Source organism: Rhodococcus sp. PSi06, assembly GCF_054960675.1.
In genome coordinates, this window is record NZ_JBHNYO010000024.1 from 1 (window position 1) to 21,487 (window position 21,487).

Here is a 21,487-nt window from a genome sequence, read left to right on the forward strand (position 1 = left end):
ATCGTGTGGAGAACCACACACTACGGCCCGGCACTGGTGATGCTGGCGACCGTCGCCTCGGCATCGATGCTGTGCACGATCGTGAAACTGATCGTCGGACGCGAGCGGCCGCCGCAGTCGACCCAATTGATGCTCGAAACCGATTTCTCCTTCCCGTCAGGGCACGTCACCGGGACCGCCGCCCTGTCACTGATGCTCGCCCTCCTCGCAGGCACGCGGCGATCGAGGGCGGTACGGACACTGTTCCTCGGAATCGCCGTCGCGATCGTCGTTGCCGTTGCGTGCACACGGATGTATCTCGGCGTCCACTGGCTCACCGACGTTGTCGCCGGCGCGCTCCTCGCAGCCTGCGCAGTCACCCTCGGCGGTTACGCACTGCATCGTGTCGACTCCGGCGGCACCACCGATGCGGCGCCACCTCGCCTGCTGATGAACAGGATCTCGCTGTGACATCGGGATTGACCGGCGGCGTCCTCGACCCGAGCACGCTCGTCGCGACATTCGGGTTGATCGGGCTGCTCGTCGCCTTGTTCGTCGAGACGGGTCTTCTGATCGGGTTCTTTCTCCCCGGCGACTCTCTGCTCTTCACCGCAGGAGTGCTCGTTGCGCAGGCCGATCCGTTCGTTCCATTGTGGGTGATCCTGGTGTCCGCACCGATCGCCGCCGCACTCGGCGATCAATGCGGCTACCTGATCGGCCGCGCCGCCGGCCCTGCTGTCTTCGACCGACCCGGTGCCAAACGGCTCGGCCCTGCGCAGCTCGCCCGCGCGCAGTCGTTCTTCGACACCTACGGTGCCCGCACTGTCGTACTCGCCAGGTTCGTTCCCGTCGTCCGGACACTCGCACCCGTCATGGCGGGGGCGTCGGGTATGAGATACCGAACGTTCCTCGTCTACAACGTCATCGGGGCCCTCGTATGGGGTGCCGGCGTACCGATGCTCGGCTACCTACTCGGCGGAATCCCGTTCGTGCGCAACCACATCGAGGTCATCCTCATCGGGGTTGTCGTCCTGTCGATACTCCCGATCGCCGCCAACTACCTGCGCTCCCGTTCCAGAGCACACAGAACACCACCCCGACCCGGGCACCGCCCCGACCCCCATACCAGTTCCGCCGCCCGGCACTGAACGAAGCTGCCAGCGAACACGCTTCGAGGCGACGCACGCCGAAAACTCCCCCCGCGGTCGCTGAGCCGGTCCCCTCCAGCCGCTGACCGCGCCGGCGAACCGAAGCCCGACAGGTGGGGCGTGATGCCCCGCCGCGTCATCACTTACGGACACGGGCTTGTCCAGGAACTTGACGGACGCCGCCGCACCGAGGTCTCGATATCTCATGAGGCTCACTGAGCACTGCGAACCGCGGCCATATCTAAAATCACGCTACAAAGCGCGGCTCTGCCGTCTCTCCGAACGGACTTGTGAATCGACAAGACCCGCTCGAACTTCCCCACCGGTCAGCGGCCTTAGACCGGTCGCCGGTGGCTCAAAGTGATGAGTAAGTGATGACCATAGCGTCCACAGGCGTCCATGGTTACCCGAGGGGGCGAATCTAGCACTCGAATCGCAGGTCAGCAGCATAGCAGCCAGAACCTGACTCCCTGTATTCGCGATTAAGAGTCAAGTCTCCGAAACGCCCTACGCCGCTTGAGAACCCGCAGGTCAGGGAGTTGTCGATTTTCGCGAAGCTTGCGGTCGCCTACGCGTACCCAGACAACGAAAACTGCCCCTGAACAGCGAATATGCTGTTCAGGGGCACTTGGTGTGCGCCATCAGGGATTCGAACCCCGGACCCGCTGATTAAGAGTCAGCTGCTCTAACCAACTGAGCTAATGGCGCCGATCCGCACCGCGTGTTCTCTGCGGTGCGGGAGAAACATTAACAGCAGATGCGGCCAGATGTGAAATCGGCTGGTCGGAGCACCTGTTGCGTCAGTTGAAGATCCTGCGCACCACGAGAACTGCCACCACTGCGCCGATTCCGAGCAGCGTGAACTTCACCGGCGGTTCGTTCAGCTTGGCCACCACGGACTGCTTGGTGTTGGCGACGATGTTCTTGGGGCTGGCACGGACGCTCAGCTCGTCCAGGGTGCTGGCGAGCTGATTGCGAGCGGCCTCGATCTCGCGCTCGATTCGGTCGGTGTCCTTGGCCACGTGTCCTCCAACTTGTTGCAAATAGTCTCGGTCGCAGTCGAGCCTAGAGCACGACGATCTTTCGATACTCTCGTGCGGTGACCGAATACAGCAAGCTCGAACCGGGCGACACCGCTCCGGCGTTCACCCTCCCCGATGCGGACGGCAACGACGTCTCCCTCGCCGACTACGCCGGCAAGAAGGTGATCGTGTACTTCTACCCCGCCGCGAGCACCCCGGGCTGCACCAAGCAGGCCTGCGACTTCCGTGACAGCCTCGCCGAGTTGAACGGCGAAGGCCTCGAGGTCATCGGCATATCCCCCGACAAGCCCGCCAAACTCGCCAAGTTCCGCGACAAGGAAGAACTGACGTTCCCGCTCCTCTCCGACGAGGAGAAGACGACCCTGCAGGCGTGGGGCGCATTCGGGGAGAAGAAGAACTACGGCAAGGTATACGAGGGCGTCATCCGCTCGACGTTCCTCGTCGACGAATCCGGCAAGATCGAGGTGGCGCAGTACAACGTCCGCGCCACCGGCCACGTCGCCAAGCTTCGCCGCGATCTAGCTGTCTGACCCCGCGAGCCGCTGCAGGAACAACGCCTCGGCGACGGCCATCTTCGCGATCTCCGTCGGATCCACGCTCTCGTTGGGGGCGTGGATCCGGCACCGAGGTTCCTCGACCCCCATGAGCACGATCTCGGCGTCCGGTAATATCTGGGCCAACGCGTTGCACAGCGGGATGGAACCGCCTTGCCCAGCCGTCCCCATCGGGTGCCCGAAGGCTTCCTCCAGCGCGTCGGACAGCGCCGAGTAACCCGGTCCGTCCGTTCGTGCCCGGAACGGCGATCCAAGAGCCTCACGCTCGACGGTGAGGCGGGCACTCCACGGCGTCCGCGCCTCGAGGTGAGCCACCAGAGCATCCTGGGCCGTCCGCGGGTCCATCCCCGGCGGCACACGCAGATTGAGCCGCGCGCTCGCACGCGGTGAGATCGCTGCAGCAGACCCAACCACGGGCGGGCAATCGATACCCACGATCGTCAGAGCGGGCCGCGCCCACACCGCGTCCGCCACAGTGCCCGAGCCCGCCAGTTCGACGCCATCGAGCACCCCGGCATCGGAGCGAAATTGTTCGGTGTCGTACGCGACGCCGCCCCATGTCTGCGCGGCATCGAGGCCGTCGACCACGGTGTCGCCCTGCTCGTTGCGCAGCGTCGACAGCACCTGCACCAATGCGGCGAGCGCATCGGGCGCGGGACCACCGTACATTCCCGAATGAACCTCGCCCGCAAGCGTTTCCACGTGTACAACCACATTGGCTATACCGCGTAGCGTGGTCGTCACCGTCGGCAGACCCACTCGCGCATTGCCGGTGTCGCCGATGACGACGACGTCGGCTGCGAACAATTCCGGTCGCTGCTCCACCAGTGCTTCGAGCCCGCCCGTACCGGTCTCTTCCGAACCCTCACAGACGATCCGGACGCCGATTCCGATAAACTCCCCCAGCGCCCGCAGCGCCAGCAGATGCATCATCACGTTGCCCTTGCAGTCGGCCGATCCTCGCCCGTACCACCGACCGTCGCGCTCGGTCAGCTCGAAAGGTGCACTGTCCCAGAGCTTCAGCTCTCCTGGAGGCTGAACATCGTAATGCGAGTAGAGCAGCACGGTGGGCGCTCCCGCGGGTGCCGGACGTGAGCCGACCACCGCCAGTGAACCGTCGACCGTCTCGATCAATTGGACGTCGGGAATGCCGGCGTCGACAAAAGCACGCTGCACCCAGCGCGCCGCACCGATACATTCCTCGACCGGAAACTGCCGAGAATCGTGCACCGACGTGAACCGAACCAGCTCTGACAACTCCGCTTTCGCTCGGGGCATCGCCGCTTCGATGTCGGATCGAATGTCCACGGGCGACAACTTGGCAGGCATGAATCCTCCACACGAGTAATGACAGACAGGCTCGTGCCAGTCTCTCATTACTCGTCACACAGAGCGCCCGCTGTCAGCCCCCGGACAACTGCTGATGGATCCACTCATCGGTCTGCTGCCAATGCCGATCCCATGCTTCCTGCTCGAGCTGTTCCGTCGATTTCCCCGGCTCCGGCACAACGGCGGGAACGGTGAACTGCGGAGGCGCGACCTTCGTCGGCGCAGGCTGGGGAGCGACCACGGTCGGGCGCGGCGCGGCCTGCGTGACCCACGGCTCCGTCGTCGGTTCGGGCGCAGCGGCCGTCGCCGGATCCACAGTCGGAAGAACTGCCTCCGGAGGCGGTGCGATCGCAGGTGCCTGAGCACCCACGACCGACGGGTCCGTCGCCGTCATGGGTTCCACGAGACGGGTTGCCCCGACCAGATCGGTACCGGCATCACGCTGTTCGACGCCTTGCTCGGCGGTCGACTCGGAGTCGCCGGGCGACGTCGCGGCAACTGCCACACCTGCCGACAGCACACCGGCCAGCAGCACAGCAGCGAAGACGAGCTTGCGGCCGGAACGTCGCGGCCCTGACGGCTTCGCGTCTGCCGACTGTGGCGCGGCGGGTGGAGAAGCAACGGTCATCGGACTAAGCGCGACGCTACCGTCCGGATGGGCAGTCTCCTCGGGTTCGATGGTCGCGTCGGACGCCGCTTCGATTACCTCGGACGTGGAGGCTTCGCGTGGTTCGGACTTCCCCGATGGCTTCTCTGCAGGCACGACGGCCGGTGTCACGGCCGCGTCCCCCGCCGAGGCGGACGCGGACTCGAGCGCCTGAAGCGCAGCTCCGCGTGCGGCGATCTGGTCTGCATCTCCCACACGCACCACGGGGACGCCGAGTCCGAGAGCCAGAATGTCGATGACATCCCGATTGCTCGAGGAATCGCCGAACAGGGCAACGAACTCGGGCTTCTTGCCCGAATGATCCACTACGTCCCATGCCAGCGGAATGGTGCTGCCGATGCGTTCGGGTGACATCGAATCCAACTCGGCAGACTTCGTCGGGGTGAACGATGCCTCCGTCGCGTCCGCGAGAGAGATGGAGACGCCTGTCTCGCCCATGTAGTACAGAAGAACTGTCTTCGCGTCGGCGAGCTCCTCCGATTGCGCCAGCCAGGTCAGGAAGGACGCGGACGCCGAACACAGCGTCACGGATTCGTCTCCGAGAGCACCGAGAAAGTCGGTGCGTTCGGCCTCGGATCGATACACCACGCCCACTGCGTCGACGTCGGTGTGGAGACTGGCGGCCTCGGCGCGCATGATGTCGATCGCTTCGGTCAGTACGGTGGCTGCGTCGGGGTCGAGCGGCGTCGTCCGATCGGCGATCACCTCGCCCGAGGTCGGCTCGACGAGAACCGTCTGCATCGAGCCAGACTCGATAGCTATGCCAATGGTTGCCATGGCAGTCTCCCTGTGCTCAGGGTGGAGGCACCCGACCATGAACGACGTACGGCGAATCCGAACGACGATCACCCTGCACGGAAATTGATTCTGTTCCTTGAACCATACCTGTTGACTGTTTAATTGGTCCAGAGAAGTCTTAGAGTTCGTCACAGCACGCGGAACTGTTCCTTGTCGTCGGCCCCACGCTTAGTCGAGACTCTGAGCTGTAGACACCGACGGAACCGACCAGGTGTGGCTACCGGGCACGTCCGCCGGATAGCCTGACCGGGTGGAATCCTCTGCTCGTGCTCAGTCCTCGCGCCGACTCGACGCCGCGCTCGAGTCGACGGCACAGACGCAGGAACTGATGCCGCGCCGTCGACCCACCCAGGAACGCAGCCAACGCAAATTCGACGCGCTGCTCCAAGCGTCGCGTGAGCTGCTCAGCGACGTGGGTTTCGAGTCGTTCACCTGCGAGGAAGTCGCGTCGCGCGCCGAACTGCCGATCGGCACGCTCTATCAGTTCTTCGCCAACAAGTACGTCATCGTCTGCGAGCTCAATCGCCAGGATCTCGTCGGAGTTCAACAGGAGCTCGCCGAATTCGACGGCGAAGTGCCGTCACTGGACTGGGTACGCTTCCTCAACAATTTCGTCGACCACATGGCGGGCATGTGGATGACCGACCCGTCGCGCCGCGAGGTGTGGCTCGCGATGCAGTCGACGCCCTCGACGCGGGCAACCGGGGTCATCCACGAGCGAGAGTTCGCCGATCAGGTCTCGCGCATGCTGGGCCCGCTGACTCCGCGGACACCGCGGCACCGCCGGAACCTCATGGCTCAGGTGCTGGTGCACATCGTGTACTCGATGTTGAACTTCTCGGTGCAGGACGGTCAAAGCCACGAGGACGCCGTCGCCGAACTCAAGCGAATCATGATGGCCTACCTGCTCGTCGCCGAGAAGGAGAGCCGGCGTTCCGGCGGGTCGGTCAACACCGACGACGCCTGACCCACTCCGCTGAACGAACACGAAAGGGCCCGCCCGATCTCGTGGATCGGACGGGCCTTGCTTCGTTCAGCCTGAAGTCACTCCTCCAGGATCGCCACCGCGGCGGCTATATCGCCGTCGTGCGTCAGCGACAGATGAATCTTCACCGTCGGCAGGAACTCCTGCGCCATCCCGTGCAGCTTGATGGACGGACGGCCCCACGCATCGTTGACGACCTCGATCAACGGATACGGATTGTCGCCGATCTGCGGAGGACGCGCGAATCGCGATGTGGCCCAGGCCTTCAGCACTGCTTCCTTGGCAGCCCACCGTGCCGCGTAGTGGCGAGTCGGATCGGAACTCTTGGTCGCGGCATGCCGACGCTCACCCGCGGTGAAGCTGTCGCGAATCATCGTCGTGCCGACCTTCTCCATCTGCTCGGCGAACTCGGACACCGTCACCAGGTCGAAACCCACTCCCAGAATCGCCATCAGATGGCACCCGGCAGACCGGAGGAGTAGACGTCGTCCTCGCCGAGGCGAGCGGATTCGTTGAGCAGCACGTTGGCCTCCAGTTCGCGCGACGCCTTGGCCGGCGTCCCGTCATGTCCCAGCCGTCGATCGTCGGGGCGCTCGTACAGGGAGTCGCCTCCCACCATCGCCGAGATCAGCCTGCGCTGACCGGCGATGCGCCGCTCGTTCGCCTTGGCAACGTACGCAGCGCGTCGCTCGGCCGGAACGGCCTCGATGAACGCCTGCGGGTGCACCAGTGCGATGAGGCCGGACACGTGCCCGAACCCGAGCGAGGTGAGCAGGCCCGCCTTGAGCGGAACCGAGTCACCGAAGCGCAGCGGCTCGCGAGCCCACACCAGGTGCTCGTAACCGGTCATCTTGTCGTCGACGCAGTCCAGGCTGCGGTTCGGCGGGATGACACCGTTGGCCAGCACCTGGCACAGGCCGATGAGCTGCCATGCAGCCGCTCCACCCTTGGAGTGTCCGGTGAGGGACTTCTGCGAGACGACGAACAGCGGTGCGCCGTCCGAGCGGCCGATGGCCTTGGCGAGGCGCGTGTGCAGTTCCGCCTCGTTGGGGTCGTTTGCTGCGGTGGACGTGTCGTGCTTGGAGATCACGGCCACATCGTCTGCACTGACACCGAGTGCGTTGAGCGAGAGCGCCAGAGCCGAATCCCTGCCGCCGCGACCGGCACTGAGCGCGCCGAGTCCGGGAGCCGGGATGGAGGTGTGCACTCCGTCGCCGTAGGACTGTGCGTACGCCACCACTCCGAGAACCGGCAGACCCATTTCGAGCGCCAGATCGCCGCGAGCGAGCAGAATCGTTCCGCCGCCGTGAGATTCGACGAATCCGCCGCGCCTGCGATCGTTGGCCCGGGAGAACCGTCGATCACTGATTCCCTTGGCGGACATCGCTGCCGAATCCGCGGTGGCCGACATGTCGCCGAAGCCGATGATGCCTTCGGTGCTCAGGTCGTCGAATCCACCGGCGACAACGAGCTGAGCCTTGCCCAGCTTGATCTTGTCGACGCCTTCCTCGACCGAGACGGCCGCGGTGGCGCAGGCGGCAACGGGGTGAACCATCGCGCCGTAGCTACCGATGTACGACTGGACTACATGCGCCGCAACGACGTTCGGCAGAGCCTCCTGCAGGATGTCGTTCGCACGCGCATCACCGAGCAGGGTGTCGATGTACAGCGAGCGCATGGACTCCATACCGCCCATGCCGGTGCCCTGCGTGTTGGCGACCAACGTGGGGTGCACCCAGCGCATCAGTTCCGACGGGTTGAAGCCCGAGGAGATGAACGCGTCGACCGTGGTGACGATGTTCCACAGCGCAACACGGTCCACCGAGCTCGCCATGTCGGGCGAGATGCCCCACTTGGTGGGATCGAATCCGGTCGGAATCTGACCACCCACGGTACGGGTGAGCTTCATCTTGCGCGGAACGCGAATCTCGGTGCCCGCCTTGCGAGTGACCTGCCAGTCGCTCGAATCGGGAACCGGTGTGATCAGCGTGTGCTCTGGATCTGCTGCTGCGAACGACCGGGCGTCGATCTCGGTTCCGACCACGAACGTGAGGTCGTTGTCGAGGAAGATCGAGGTCATCAGCGGCGCAGTGTTGTTGACCATCGCGCCGTCGTCGCCGTATGTGCGGATACCGCACTTCTCGACCACGATGTCGTGGTACTTGTCGGCGATGTCCTCTTCCGGCACCAGGTCACCGGACTCGATGTCGTACCAACCCGGCTTGGGATCGTTCTCCCACGCAATCAGGCCGGTGTTCCATGCAAGTTCGAGAACGCCTGCGGCAGAGAGCTGCTCGTCGACCTCCATCTCGAAGCGGGTACGTGCCGAACCGTACGGTCCGAGCTCGCCCGCGCCGACGATGACGACCAGGTCCTTCGGATCGACGTCCAAGCTCGGCCAGGCCGGAGCCGTGGTCGACGTCGACAGCCGCGGCGGTGCGGGCAGTGCCGCGATGACCGAGTTGTCCACTGCCTCTTCGGTCTTCTCGGCGACGGCCGCAGCCGCATCACGAGCCAGCTCGACGAGGTTGAGCTTGGTGTTGGCCAAGCCGCCCGTGAGATCGGCGACGATCGGCTCCTGCGCAGCCTGACGGCGAGCAGCGGGTGTGCACAGTTCGAGCAGCTCTGTCGCCATCTCCTCGGTCGACCAGGTGCGCACACCCTCGGCCTCGACGGCCTCGACGATGGGATCGTTGCCGCCCATCAGGCCGGTGCCGCGCACCCACCCGATGTGAGCGTGAGCAATGGACACCCGCTCGGCCCAGTTCTTCTCCGAGCCCCACTTGGCGACAACCGCGTCGAGTGCAGCCTTCGACTCGCCGTAAGCGCCGTCGCCACCGAACATTCCGCGGTTCGGCGAGCCCGGCAGCACCACGTGCAGGTGGGTGTCGATGTCGGTGTCGTAGCCGACCTTCGACAGTCCGGTGATCAGACGCTCGACCGACCAGAGCAGCACACGCATTTCCATCTCGGCGCGCGCTCCGGCGTCGGACATCTCACCCATGACCCGAGGTGCAGCGAACGGGAACAGCATCGTCGGCGTTGTTGCGGCCTTGACCAGAGTCTTTGCGCCACCGGCATTGTCGATGAAGTCGCTGCCGATCCACTCGATGAGCGCATCGACGTCGGTGTACGACGCGATGTTGGCCGGAACCACCCACAGCGACGCTCCGCTACGTGCGTTGTCGCGGTAGAGCGAGCGGTAGAAGCCGAGCCGCTCGTCGTCGAGCCTGGACGTGGTCACGAAAACCGTCGCTCCGCCGGCCAGCAGATTGGCGGTCACCGCCGCTGCGATGGACCCCTTGCTGCCACCGGTGACAACTGCGACCTCGTCGGCCCACAGACCCTTGTCATCCGATGCAACCGCGATGTCCGCGATGCGTCCGAAGGTCTCGGCCAGAACGGTCCTGTTCTCGTAGTCGGCCTTGGCCTTCCACCACTGTGCCTGCCCTGCAACGGCATTGCCTGCGCCGGCGAAGGACTCGACGGCGACATCGCCTGCGGTACCGAGCCACAACCGGGCCAGGTCCTCACGGGCGGTTGCCCACCGGTCGTCGATCAGCACGGCGCGCTTGGCGTCGAACGCGGGGGCGACCAAGCGAGGCCAGTCCGATCCCAGTTCTGCCGAGACCAGCTCGACCAGAGCGGCATCGGGATCCTCGGCCAACAGGGCGTTGGGAGCATCGGCCAGTCCGAGCTGCTCGAGCACCAACCGGGCAGCGGAGGCGAGAACGCCGTCTCGACCGGTGATGTGCTCGGTGAACTCGCCCAGAGCAGCAGCGTCGACGGTTCCGCCGGCCCCACCGCCTGCCTGTGGCATGGAGACTGCGACGCCGCGACGCGCAGCCACCGCTGCTACTGCCGCATCGATGACGTTGTCGACAGCAGTGCCGTCGGCGAGAGCGCCGTCGGCCAGGCCGCCGAGTGCACCGCCGCGCACCGAGGCACCGTCACGGGTACCGAGAGCGACCTCGGCGGTGACGTGATGCGCCCAGCCGTCGCCCAGTTCCCAGGTCTTCTTGACGCGATCGGCGATCGATGCCGGACGTCGACCCGAGGGGCCGAAGACCTTGCGAAGGTGATCGTTGATGGAATCGCTCAGCACCGGGCCGAAGGGCTTGTAGGTACGGGCCAGCTTGTTGACCGTGCCCGAGAGCGCGCCCATGTCTGCGTCCGCGGCACCGTCGATGGCACCGAGCGAGAGCTCGGAGCCGAGGTCGACGAGCAGCTGGTTACGACGCGAGGACACGCCGTCGCACAGTGCCTCGATGGTGTCGGCGGGCCCGATCTGATCGAGCTGCAGTTTGGTCCACAGGCCGATGAGGATCTTCGTGGCATCCGCGGCGACGAACGCGATGTCGTCCGGGCGGGGTCCGCCCGACGGTGCAGCCGCCGGAGCGGGTGCAGCTGCCGGTGCTGCTGCTGCCGGAGCCGCAGCGGCCTCGGGAGCGGGAGTCACCTCGTCCTCGTCGGCCGGAGCCGGGTCGGTGTCGGTGCCGTAGACGATTGCGGCTTCACGTTCGAGGTTGAGCACCTCGACCGGGTGACCGAAGCGGCCGGGCAGCTTGAGGGTCTGCGACGCGAGGTTGGCGACGGTCGGTGTTGCACCGAGGCCGATCTCGACGAAGCGCTCGACGCCCATGCCGCCGTCCGACTCGTCCGCGAACAGCAGATCCTGGGTCTCGATCCACCGGACCGGGCTGGCGAACTGCCAGGCCAGCAGCTCGGTCAGGATGACGCGGCACAGATCGCTCGGCCGCGCTGCCCACGAGTCGAAGTCCGCCAGAACAGCATTCAGCGGCTCGGACGGCACCAGATCGGCGATCTCCTGCGCGAACTCACGCTTCAGCGAGAACGGCTTGGGCACCAGGTTCGGGATGTAGCGCCCCACCAGGATCGCCGGATCCAACTGCTCGGGCAGCAGGGTCTGCAGGCGGTTGCGGAAGTCGTCGACTCCCCCGCGCAGCACGGTCGAGTGGAACGGCACGTCGATGCCCGGAACCATGATGTACGCGGCCTTGCCGCCGAACTCTGCCCGGCGAACTGCGATCTTCTTCTCGAGCTCGCCGAGGCCGGCGACGGTGCCGGCAATGGCGTACTGCGAACCGCGCAGGTTGAGGTTGACGATTTCGAGGAACTCACCGGATTCTTCGGCGACACCGGCGACGAAGCCCTGCACGTCCTCGTCGGCCAGGCCGATCTGAGACGGGCGGATGGCCGCCATGCGGTAGTCACTGCGGCCGTTCTCGTCCCGAGGAACGAGTGCGTGCATGGCCGAGCCGCGCTGGAACACGACCTCGAGGACGGCTTCGAGCGGAAGCACACCGGCGACTGCTGCGAGTGCGTTGTACTCGCCCACCGAGTGTCCGGCGAGGATCGAGTCCTCCACGAACGCACCGGATTCACGCAGTTCGGCAACCTGTGCGACACCGAGAACGGCCATCGCGACCTGGGTGAACTGGGTCAGGTGCAGCACACCGTCGGGATGCTTGTGCGTGACGCCGCGCGCCTTGAGCGTCGTCGGGTTGTCGCGCACCACAGCAAGAATCGAGAATCCGAGTGCGCTGCGGGTGTGCTTGTCGGCACGCTCCCAGATCTCGCGAGCGGCCTTGGACCGTGCTCGGGCGTCCAGTCCCATACCCGGACGCTGGATGCCCTGTCCGGGGAAGGCGTAGACGGTCTTCGGAGCAGCGGTGCGAGCAGTGGCGACCATGACGAGTTCGCCGGCGACACGGCAGGACACCTCGATGAGCTCTGCGCCCTGGTCGAATCCGGTGCGGTCGACGCGAACGTCGATCTCGGCTCCGGGGCGAACCATGCCGAGGAAGCGTGCGGTCCACGCGGTGAGGCGACGCGGCGGAGTCTTGGTGTCCGCGTGATCGACTGCGGTGACCGTCTGCTGCGCAGCTGCGGAGAGCCACATGCCGTGCACGATCGGGCTACCGAGACCGGCGAGCAGTGCTGCGGCGTCCGAGGTGTGAATCGGGTTGTGGTCCCCCGAGACCTGAGCGAAGGCGGCCATGTTGCGCGGGGCCACGATGGTGGCCTGACGGCGACGACGACGCGGGGTGTCCTTGGCCTCGGCGCTGAGGGACCCACCGGCGCGAGCCGGATCGGACAGCTCGCCCTTGCCGGTACGTCCACGAATCGCGAAGCGCTCAACCAAGGTTGCGACGGCAGGAGCATCGAGGCCCTCACCGAGCATGGCACCGATCTCGACGGTGACCTCGACGACCCGACCGAGATCGGTGTCGAGCACCTCTCCGGCAGCCGCCTTGACGACGAGAATGGATGTGTCGGTGGGTAGTTCGCCGACCAGGTTGACGCTGTGGTCGAGGTGCACCAGGTCGAGCATGCCCTCGATGACGTCGATGCCCTCACCTGGAGTGGAGCCTGCGGAATGACCCGTCTGGCCAGTACGAGTCGCACCGAGCACAGCGAAGACGGCAGGCCAGCAGGCACCGACCAGAACGTCGGGCACGGCCTTGCCGCTGACGGTCAGCGTGTCCGGCAGTCCGGAACCGGTGACGCCGGCGTGATCAGCGATCAAATCGGGGATCCACGCGATGTTGAGCCGCGCGACACCACCCTTGACGGCCGGAAGTTCCTGGCCGGCGGCAACTCCGAGCAGAGCCGACATGGCCTGCTGGGCGTCCTGTGCGGTGACGACGGGAGCGCCGCCGTCGATCGTCGAAGCGGGCACCGTCAGACGGATGCGTACTTCCTTGCCCGGAGCGAGCGGAACCAACAGTTCGACGTGCTCTGCATCGAGCACCGTCAGCGAGGACCCGGTCTGCGGGTGGGAGGCAACGGAATCGGAATCGACAGTCCAGTCGGCCGGATCGCCCAGGCGAGCAACGGGATTCTGAGTCATACGCGAAGCCCAGGTGACGTCCGGAGCCGACAGTACGATGCCGAGCAGTCCGGGCGCGATCTCGGCATGGCGACGGCTGGCGATGGCCGCCGGCTCGACACCCTCGGCGAGAAGCTGGTCCGCAGTGGCCTTCTCGAACCGGTTCAGCAGGTCACCGACCGGCTCGTCCACGCGAGTGATCCCGGCGACGGCAACGGTTCCGGGGATGATGCAGACCTGATCGGCGGAGTAACGCGGGTCGTGTGCCTGCCACAGCGAGTCGCTGCGCCACCAGCGGCGCACGTCACCGTCGACGACGGGAACGAAGTTGACGGGCTTGCCCGGCATGCGGCACAGCGAGGTGAAGAAGGTGATGTCGGCCGGGTGCAGCACAACGTCACCCGCGTCGGGGAACTGTGCGAGCAGCGACTTCAGTGCTGCGCGTGGACGTTCGAGAACCTCGGCGTCGGCGAACAGGGTGGGGATGGGTCCGCGATCGACCGGGTGCAGACGAGCCTCGGCACGCTGCAGCATCTCCAGGAAGCGAGTGCGCCAGGTGATGTCGAGCCAGACCGATTCACGTGCCTCGGTAACGGCATCGGTGAACTCACCGCCGCAATCGAAGTCGCTGCGCGAGTCGGTGCCGATGGCCAGATCCAGGTAGCGAGCGAGCCACTGCTGGTAGGTCATCTCGGCAACGTCACCGAAGAACGGCTTTGCGGTGCCGTCGAGTGCGGCGATGATCTCGTCGCGGCGCTCGGCCACGGCGTCGGCGTTGCCGGCGACCTCGTCGAGCAGTCGGCCGCAACGCGATGCCGCGTTGTCGATTTCGTGGATGTCGGCACCGAGCTGGCTACGGCCCGAAGCCATTCCGCCGTTGGCGGTTCCGGCCCCGACCCAGTCGGGAGTTCCCGGTGTGTCGACAAGAAGCTGCTTGACCTCGGGTGCCGTGGTGGCTTCGAGGGTGGCCATGGCAGCGGTGCCGACGAGGATTCCGTCGAGCGGCATCTTGGGGTAGCCGTACACGGCCGACCAGGTGCCCGTGAGGTATTCCGCTGCGCGCTCGGGGGTTCCGATGCCGCCGCCGACACAGATGACGAGGTTGGGCCGCGACCGCAGTTCTGCGTAGGTGGTCAGCAGCAGGTCGTCGAGGTCCTCCCACGAGTGGTGCCCGCCTGCGCGGCCGCCCTCGATGTGGACGTTGACCTGGTAGGACGGAACCTCGTTGGCGATGCGGATGACCGCGCGAATCTGCGCGACGGTACCCGGCTTGAAGGAGACGTAGCTGATGCCGGCCTCGGAGAGCTCCTCGATGAGGGCCACTGCCTCGTCCAGTTCGGGGATGCCGGCAGTGACGACAACGCCGTCGATGGCCGCACCCGCCGCGCGGGCACGCTGCACGATGCGGCGACCACCGAGCTGCAGCTTCCACAGGTACGGGTCGAGGAAGAGCGAGTTGAACTGGATCGCGCGGCCGGGCTCGAGCAGTGTGGAGAGCTCGGCGACGCGATCGGTGAAGATGTCCTCGGTGACCTGGCCGCCACCGGCGAGCTCGGCCCAGTGGCCTGCATTGGCTGCGGCCGCAACGATCTTCGCGTCGACCGTCGTCGGCGTCATGCCGGCGAGCAGGATCGGCGAACGTCCGGTCATCTTCGTGAAGGAGGTTTCGACCACAACGCGGCCGTCAGGCAGCGTCACGGGCTTGGGCGCGAAGGCAGACCATGCGGGCTGCACCTCGGGTGCAGCTCCCGGAGTGAGCAGATTGCGGTGGCCGCCGCGGGAGGACGCGGCGATGATTCCGACGCCCTGTCCCCGCAGTGCCGGGGTGGTCATCCGGGTGAGCAGATCACCCGGACCGAGATCGAGGATCCAGTCGGCACCGGCGTCGACAACGCCGTCGATGGCGTCGACCCAGTCGACGGAATCGACCAAGATCTTCTGCGCGAGGTCGCGAGCGAGCTCGACGTCGAGTCCACAGCGCTGCGCCCAGGCGCTGACGAGTTCGACAGCGTCCGCGAGGGCGGGATGGTGGAAACCGATCTCGACCGGGAGCTGCTCGAAGACCGGGGCGAACACGGCACCGCCACGCTTCTTGGCGTCGCGCTCACGCTCTTCCTCGGCGGCGATCTGTTCGCACTTCTCCTGAACGCGGGCCAGCTGGGCCGGCGGTCCCGAGAGTACGACGCGACGGCGGCCGTTGCGGATGGCGAGTGCGGCGGATCGCTCCGGCGCTCCGTCGATCGCGAGATCGGCGATGATGGCCTGCAGACGCTGGGGTTCGACGTTGGCAACCGAGACCATCGGCGCGCGGTCGCCGGCACCGATGATTCCGCGGCGACGGCCGACGAGGCCTGCTGCGGCACCCACGAGCTGCGCGATCGCGAGGAAGTTCGCATCCTGCGCGCCGTCGGCAGCGACCGACTCGGCGGCGATGAGGCCCTGCGAGTGTCCGACGACCTTGACCGGCGGGGTCTGGGCGGGATCGAGGCCCTGCAGCTTCAGTGCACGCAATGCTGCGACCTGAGTGAGGAAGACGCCGGGCAGAGATACTGCAGCCGATGTCAACGCCGCTTCGGAGGGACCGTAGGAGCCGGCGGTGTCGTCGTCGGCGAGGTCCTGCTCGAGCATCCAGCCGATGGGGTCGAATCCGACGGAGCGGACGACCAGCAACTCGTCGGAAACGGGCGCGAGTACGGATGCAGCCTCGTTGACGAGATCGGTGAGTTCGGGCTCGAGCGCGGAATCGCGGGCCAGTTCCTCGAGGGAGCTGAGCCACGGTGCGCCTTGACCACCGAATGCCAGAGCGTAGGGCTCGCCCGCGGCGAAACGATCTGCCAGAGTCCGAGAGCCGCCACTGCTTCCAGGGGATTTGCCTGCGTTGCTACGCGTGCCGCGTCCGTGTGATGGTGTGCTCTCGTTGATCGTCAAGGCTGAAGATTCCTCTCGTGGACGCCTCGGGGGGTCGAGGCGTTCGCTGTGATGGCTGCCGTGGTGCGTCGTGGGCAACAGGGCAAAAGCGTGAGCCTGTCTTCGTCGACAGGTCTCCTTCGCGCTGCTCCAGGTTGACACAAAATCATGAGGAAATCCTCAGGTTTGCTCGGACGTCCGAGTGCTACCAGCGAGTACGTCTCGCGGAGCGGCTTTACTTTTTGTTTACCCGACTCGCCGGTAACCAACATTCGCGCTGGCGAGAGGATCGCTCGTCGCTGTAAAACATGAGGGAAACCTCGCATTATTCGTTATCTTTTCGTGATGTGATCTCGAGCACAGACGCCGGTCGGATGCACCTGTCGGTGGGGTGCTCTACCTTCTCCACTCGAACCACTCCTCGCGAGGGTGGTCGGCAGAATTCGGGGGGAATTCATGTATTCATCGGTTACAGACATCTGCACGTCAGCCGAGCTCGACGCCGTCCTGTCACACATCGAATCCGTTGCGTCACAATCACGTTCGCCGCACTGGACGCCCGGATGGCGAGGCGAGAGCGAGGCGGCACTGCTCGATGCCATCTTTTCCGCCCGCGCCCCGTACGGCGGTCCCACGAGCGGGGTACGCGCGGTGATCGGGCGGTGGCGAACTCATCGCGGCGATAACCGACTCGATGACTTGACAACACTCGCAGAACTGAACTCGGATCCGGATGAGCTCGTCGAGATTCTGTCCAACCGCCAATTCGTTCCCGGCAACAGTCGAACCAAGGGAGCCGCCGCAGCGGTGGCGGCGCAGACGTTGGTCTCGGTGGGGTTGACCTGTTCTGCAGACTTCGCACACCACACCGAGCAACAATTCGACGCGTTCCGTGCGATCCCCGGCCTCGGCGAGATCACCTGGGAATGCATTTTGATGCACCTCGGAGTTCGAACCGAGAAGGCAACCGCTCATCTGCAGACGTTCGTCGTCGACGCGCTCGAACCACTGCATCGAGATCTCGCCGCCGACATTGCCGAGAACCGCTCCCCCGTCATCCTCGCAGCGGCGGCGGACACACTCGGCACCGACCTCGCCTCGCTCGAACACGCAGTATGGCGATACCAACACACCTCACGCCGGCCGAAGCAGTCTCACTCCGAGGCGGGACTGCGATCGGCGGGCTGATCGCGAGACATCAGCACCTCCACACCGTCGAGAATGCACTCCAAGCCGAAGCGGTAGGCGTGCACCGGATCGCTGGCGGCGTCGTACGACGCCGCCGCGGCCGTCCCGACCCGGGACGACACCGGAAACCGCTCACGATCCATCACCTGTTCGATGATCGGAGCGGTAGCCGCCCACCACTGAGCGTCGGACATACCCGACTGCTCTTTCACCCGCGCGACGCCGGCGAGGGCACGCGCGGTGCCGGAGACGTGTGTGAGCACAAGAGTGAGCACGGAGTCGATCTCGATGTCGGTCAGGCCGGTGTCGACCAGAGGGCGTAGTTCGGCCTCGTACTTGTCGTTGGTGTGCGGACCCAATACCGGCCGCACCCCCTCTGCCTCGAGCAACCACGAATGCCGTTGATACAGAGACCAATTGCGCTCGGCGACGAAACGCAGAGCAGGACGCCACCCACCGGGAACAGAGAACGGCTCGTCGACATGTGAGTAGAGGCCGGCAAGGGACCTGTCGATCATCAGATCCGCCAGCTCCTCCCGACCCGGGACGTGGGTGTAGAGGGACATCGCGCCGACCCCGAGATGCTCCGCCACGTTACGCATCGAGACGAAATCGAGGCCGTGCGCGTCGGCCAGCTCGATGGCGGCGTCGACGATCGTGTCCACGCTCAGCCCGGTTCGGCTCGGCTTCGCCCCCACTCGCCACAGCAGCCCCAGTGTTCGGGCCGGATCGAACGAGCTTTCCTTCTTCTGTGCCACTCCTCGAGCCTAATCGGGCTCGACCCGGCCACCCGTCGGGGACGAGCTCGGATCACCGCACTCGGCCACAGAACCGCGTCGCGGCTACCGGTGGACCGGTAGTAGACTTCACCGGCACGCGCGAGTGGCGGAATTGGCAGACGCGCTGGATTTAGGTTCCAGTGTCTCAGGACGTGGGGGTTCAAGTCCCCCCTCGCGCACCAGAATAGATCGTAGGAAGACCGAGGCCGACCATGGTGAGAATCACCGCGGTCACTCGTCACGCGACTACCTCAGGTAGTAGCACCTCCGGTACCGTCGAAGCGTGACCTCCTCCCGCCCGAACCGTCGACCCGCGTTGATCGCGCTGGTCGTAGTGGCAGCGGCGGTCTGTCTCGGCCTCGGCTGGTGGCAGTGGGAACGCTTCGAGGCAGTCGGCGGCAACGGCCAGAACCTCGGGTACGCATTTCAATGGCCGTTGTTCGCGGCGTTCGTGGTCTACGCCTATCGCAAGTTCGTCCGCCTCGAGGACGAGGATCCCGACGACACCGCAGCCGCGCGGCCCGACGGACCCACCGAGGTGCCCCTCGACCTGCTCCCCCAACGTCATGCCCCTGCGGCAGACGCGAGCGACCTGGACGATCCCGAGGCCAGGCAACTACTCGAATACAACAGCTACCTCGCGGAGCTGAACGAATCCCGCGGGACCGACAGGAGCACCACGTGAGTTCGGCACCGCACAAGACGCAGGCGTCCACGAACAAGACCCAGAAAATCGCATCCGCGTTGTTGCGCTACCGCGTGCTCGCCTATGTCACCGGCATCTGGTTGCTCGTCCTCGTGACCGAAATGGTTGCGAAATACATCTTCAAGGTCGAGAACGTGCCCAATTGGATTGCCGTAGTGCACGGTTGGGTCTACCTGGTGTATCTGATCCTGACGATCGACCTCGCAATCAAGGTGCGCTGGCCTGCCGGGCGCACCATCGGCACCCTGCTTGCCGGCACCGTTCCGTTCCTGTCCTTCTACATCGAGCACAAGCGCACCAAGCAGGTCAAAGCCGACTTCGCCATCTGACCTCAGCAGTCGATCGGCTGCGCATTCTCTGTGTCCAGTGCGTTCTCGACCAGCTGCTGCGCCGTCGGATCGTACGAAATTCCCGTGTGCTCGACGACATCGGCCGGGCACACATCCTGAATCACCACGTTCGTGTTCCCTGCACCGGTCAACAGCGACGCGGTGTACGGAACGACGATCTGGTCGTAGCGGGTGACGATCGTCGTGTACTCGATTCCCGAGACGGTGTCGCTCCCCTCGTTCAGTCGCTGCAGCACGTCGTCCTGCACGGGCGGGCCCGCAGTCGGATAGTTCGGCGGAGACAGCGCCACGATCCGGGATACCGTCCGATCCCCGCCGAGGAAGCGCGCGTAATAGCGGGGCACCGTGCCCCCTTTCGAGTGACCGACGATGGACACCTTCTCGGCCCCTGTCGCCGCGAGCACGGAATCGACGAAGGTCGACAGTTCACCAGCGCTGTCGGGAATCGATCCCAGACCTCCCAGTGCGGGCACCGGCCCGGTGTTCCCGTAGTCGACAGCGAACACGCAGTACCCGGCGGCGGCCAACTTCGGTGACAAGGACCCCCAGTTGTCGTAGGAGTTCTCTAGGAAACCGTGTACCAGCACTACCGGTTCCGGATGCTCGGCACTGGGGACGCACGAGTAATCGTTCGCGCCGGCAGGCGTCACGCCCGGATGCGTGATGGAAAAGGCGAAAGCCTCGGCAAACGAGCCTGCAACCGGAGCGGCCGAGGCCGGGACACCCGTCAGACACACCGCACCGGCGGCGAGCGCAACCGACGCACACCGCACTACTGGGCGCACCCGCACGATTACCGCCCTGTCAGTTCTTCGAGCGCAGGAACGAGCTTGCTCAGCGCTCGGCCACGATGCGAGGCCGCATCCTTCTCGTCCGGGCTCAGCTGCGCCGCACTGCGGCCGTCACCTTCGGGGACGAAGATGGGATCGTATCCGAAACCGTTCTCGCCCTTGGGCTCTCGCGCCACGGTTCCACGCCACTCACCGCGGACGACAGTCTCGTTTCCGCCCGGAACCACCAGAGCGCAGGCCGACACGAATGCCGCCCCGCGTCGCTCGTCGGGCGTGTCCGTCAACTGCGCGAGTACCAACGCGGTGTTGGCCTCGTCCTGGCCGTGAGTACCGGACCAGCGTGCCGACAGCACACCGGGCATCGCGTTGAGTGCATCGATCTCGATCCCGGAATCATCTGCGACACAAGCCAATCCAGTAGCTGCAGCCCCGTCGCGAGCCTTGGCGAGCGCATTCTCCTCGAAGGTGGCTCCGGTCTCGGGTGCCTCGGGAAAGGGAGGAACCTCGTCGAGACCGATCAGCTCGATACCGACGAGACCGGCAGCGTCGAGGACCCGCCGCAGTTCGCGTAGCTTCTTCGCATTGCGACTGGCGACCAGGAGCTTGGAATCAGGCACCGAACTTCTTCTTCGATCCCGCAGCGGCCGGCTCGGGTAGGTTCCCCGGGTACGGCAGGGCCAGAGCTTCCTTCTGAACCTCGAACAATTTCTCGATGCCGACGAACGCGGAGTCGAGCAACTTGTCGAGTGTCGTGCGCGGGAAGGTCGCGCCTTCTCCGGTGCCTTGAATTTCCACCAGAGTGCCGGTGTCGGTCGCGACCACATTCATGTCGACCTCGGCGCGGGAGTCCTCTTCGTAGGGCAGATCGAGACGCACCCGTCCGTCGACGACGCCGACGCTGACCGCGGCGATCATGCAGGAAATCGGCTGCGGGTCGGCGAGTCGTCCGGCTGCCCGCAGGTACGTGACGGCGTCGTTGAGCGCGACGAATGCTCCGGTGACGGCAGCAGTTCGGGTGCCGCCGTCCGCCTGGAGTACGTCGCAGTCGAGCGCGATCGTGTTCTCACCGATGGCGGCCAGATCGATGCAGGCACGCAGTGAACGACCGACCAGGCGAGAGATCTCCTGGGTGCGTCCGCCGACCTTGCCCTTGACCGACTCGCGGCCGTTGCGGGTGTGTGTCGCCGCCGGAAGCATCGCGTACTCGGCGGTGAGCCAACCGAGGCCGGATCCCTTTCGCCAACGCGGCACACCCTCCTCGACGCTGGCCGTGCACATCACCCTGGTGTTGCCGAACTCGACCAGCACCGACCCTGCCGGATGACTGGTGAATCCACGGGTGATCTTGATGTTGCGGAGCTCGTCGTCCGCCCTGCCGTCTTCTCGTCTGGACACGACTCGAAGCCTAGC

Annotated in this window: 16 protein-coding genes and 2 tRNA genes; 8 read left to right on the forward strand and 10 right to left on the reverse strand. The window is 65.5% G+C overall.

Annotated elements, in window-relative coordinates; genetic code table 11:
* Both ACFI9K_RS24380 and ACFI9K_RS24385 read left to right on the forward strand, forming a co-directional pair.
* Positions 1–450 (forward strand): phosphatase PAP2 family protein (locus ACFI9K_RS24380; protein ID WP_462665902.1); only part of this gene is annotated, 450 nt, incomplete at its 5' end.
* On the forward strand, positions 447–1,127 hold the full coding sequence (locus ACFI9K_RS24385; protein ID WP_462665903.1) for a DedA family protein: 681 nt from the start codon (positions 447–449) through the stop codon (positions 1,125–1,127). The genes ACFI9K_RS24380 and ACFI9K_RS24385, both read left to right, overlap by 4 nt.
* A 634-nt stretch (positions 1,128–1,761) precedes the next feature.
* Here the strand turns inward: ACFI9K_RS24385 and ACFI9K_RS24390 are convergent.
* Both ACFI9K_RS24390 and ACFI9K_RS24395 read right to left on the reverse strand, forming a co-directional pair.
* Positions 1,762–1,835: transfer RNA gene (locus ACFI9K_RS24390), tRNA-Lys, on the reverse strand.
* Between the two features lie 92 nt (positions 1,836–1,927).
* The gene (locus tag ACFI9K_RS24395; RefSeq protein ID WP_032408333.1) at positions 1,928–2,149 is read right to left on the reverse strand and encodes a DUF3618 domain-containing protein; all 222 of its coding nucleotides are present in this window, start codon (positions 2,147–2,149) and stop codon (positions 1,928–1,930) included.
* A 77-nt stretch (positions 2,150–2,226) separates the two neighbouring features.
* On the opposite strand from ACFI9K_RS24395, the gene bcp reads away from it, so the two are divergent.
* Positions 2,227–2,700, forward strand: coding sequence for a thioredoxin-dependent thiol peroxidase (bcp, locus tag ACFI9K_RS24400; RefSeq protein ID WP_222095917.1), 474 nt, complete (start codon positions 2,227–2,229; stop codon positions 2,698–2,700).
* Here the strand turns inward: bcp and ACFI9K_RS24405 are convergent.
* Both ACFI9K_RS24405 and ACFI9K_RS24410 read right to left on the reverse strand, forming a co-directional pair.
* Positions 2,689–4,053 carry a M20/M25/M40 family metallo-hydrolase gene (locus ACFI9K_RS24405; RefSeq protein WP_462665904.1) on the reverse strand — a complete coding sequence of 455 codons (1,365 nt, stop codon included), beginning with the start codon at positions 4,051–4,053 and terminating at the stop codon, positions 2,689–2,691. The genes bcp and ACFI9K_RS24405 overlap by 12 nt on opposite strands.
* Positions 4,054–4,126: 73 nt before the next feature.
* Positions 4,127–5,497: a hypothetical protein gene (locus ACFI9K_RS24410; RefSeq protein ID WP_462665905.1), complete on the reverse strand. Its 1,371-nt coding sequence runs from the start codon at positions 5,495–5,497 to the stop codon at positions 4,127–4,129.
* A 349-nt stretch (positions 5,498–5,846) separates the two neighbouring features.
* Between ACFI9K_RS24410 and ACFI9K_RS24415 the strand changes: the two genes are divergently transcribed.
* On the forward strand, positions 5,847–6,485 hold the full coding sequence (locus ACFI9K_RS24415) for a TetR/AcrR family transcriptional regulator (protein WP_080729227.1): 639 nt from the start codon (positions 5,847–5,849) through the stop codon (positions 6,483–6,485).
* A 77-nt stretch (positions 6,486–6,562) separates the two neighbouring features.
* On the opposite strand, the gene acpS is transcribed toward ACFI9K_RS24415, so the two are convergent.
* A complete protein-coding gene (acpS, locus tag ACFI9K_RS24420) occupies positions 6,563–6,955 on the reverse strand; it encodes a holo-ACP synthase AcpS (protein ID WP_222095921.1) in 393 nt (130 codons plus the stop codon).
* A complete protein-coding gene (locus tag ACFI9K_RS24425; RefSeq protein ID WP_462665906.1) occupies positions 6,955–16,284 on the reverse strand; it encodes a fatty acid synthase subunit beta domain-containing protein in 9,330 nt (3,109 codons plus the stop codon). Before ACFI9K_RS24425 ends, acpS begins: the two co-directional genes overlap by 1 nt.
* Before the next feature lie 435 nt (positions 16,285–16,719).
* On the opposite strand from ACFI9K_RS24425, the gene ACFI9K_RS24430 reads away from it, so the two are divergent.
* Positions 16,720–17,451, forward strand: a complete 732-nt coding sequence (locus ACFI9K_RS24430) for a hypothetical protein (RefSeq protein WP_462665907.1) — start codon at positions 16,720–16,722, stop codon at positions 17,449–17,451.
* Here the strand turns inward: ACFI9K_RS24430 and ACFI9K_RS24435 are convergent.
* A complete protein-coding gene (locus ACFI9K_RS24435; RefSeq protein ID WP_462665908.1) occupies positions 17,418–18,209 on the reverse strand; it encodes a TetR/AcrR family transcriptional regulator in 792 nt (263 codons plus the stop codon). The genes ACFI9K_RS24430 and ACFI9K_RS24435 overlap by 34 nt on opposite strands.
* Before the next feature lie 118 nt (positions 18,210–18,327).
* Between ACFI9K_RS24435 and ACFI9K_RS24440 the strand changes: the two genes are divergently transcribed.
* The 3 genes from ACFI9K_RS24440 (at position 18,328) to ACFI9K_RS24450 (ending at position 19,265) form a co-directional block, all read left to right on the forward strand.
* Positions 18,328–18,412 (forward strand) — tRNA-Leu (locus ACFI9K_RS24440).
* A gap of 101 nt (positions 18,413–18,513) precedes the next feature.
* Complete coding sequence (locus ACFI9K_RS24445) at positions 18,514–18,915, forward strand: transcriptional regulator (RefSeq protein ID WP_222095925.1); 402 nt, start codon at positions 18,514–18,516, stop codon at positions 18,913–18,915.
* The gene (locus tag ACFI9K_RS24450; RefSeq protein ID WP_462665909.1) at positions 18,912–19,265 is read left to right on the forward strand and encodes a DUF3817 domain-containing protein; all 354 of its coding nucleotides are present in this window, start codon (positions 18,912–18,914) and stop codon (positions 19,263–19,265) included. Before ACFI9K_RS24445 ends, ACFI9K_RS24450 begins: the two co-directional genes overlap by 4 nt.
* A gap of 2 nt (positions 19,266–19,267) precedes the next feature.
* On the opposite strand, the gene ACFI9K_RS24455 is transcribed toward ACFI9K_RS24450, so the two are convergent.
* Genes ACFI9K_RS24455 through rph form a run of 3 tightly spaced genes read right to left on the reverse strand, consistent with a single transcriptional unit; the run spans position 19,268 to position 21,472 of the window.
* Positions 19,268–20,077: an esterase/lipase family protein gene (locus ACFI9K_RS24455; RefSeq protein WP_462665910.1), complete on the reverse strand. Its 810-nt coding sequence runs from the start codon at positions 20,075–20,077 to the stop codon at positions 19,268–19,270.
* 2 nt (positions 20,078–20,079) lie between these two features.
* Positions 20,080–20,694 carry an RdgB/HAM1 family non-canonical purine NTP pyrophosphatase gene (gene rdgB, locus ACFI9K_RS24460; RefSeq protein WP_222095928.1) on the reverse strand — a complete coding sequence of 205 codons (615 nt, stop codon included), beginning with the start codon at positions 20,692–20,694 and terminating at the stop codon, positions 20,080–20,082.
* Entirely contained in the window at positions 20,687–21,472 is a 786-nt protein-coding gene (rph, locus tag ACFI9K_RS24465; RefSeq protein WP_462665911.1) for a ribonuclease PH, read from the reverse strand. Before rph ends, rdgB begins: the two co-directional genes overlap by 8 nt.
* Positions 21,473–21,487 lie beyond the last annotated feature (15 nt).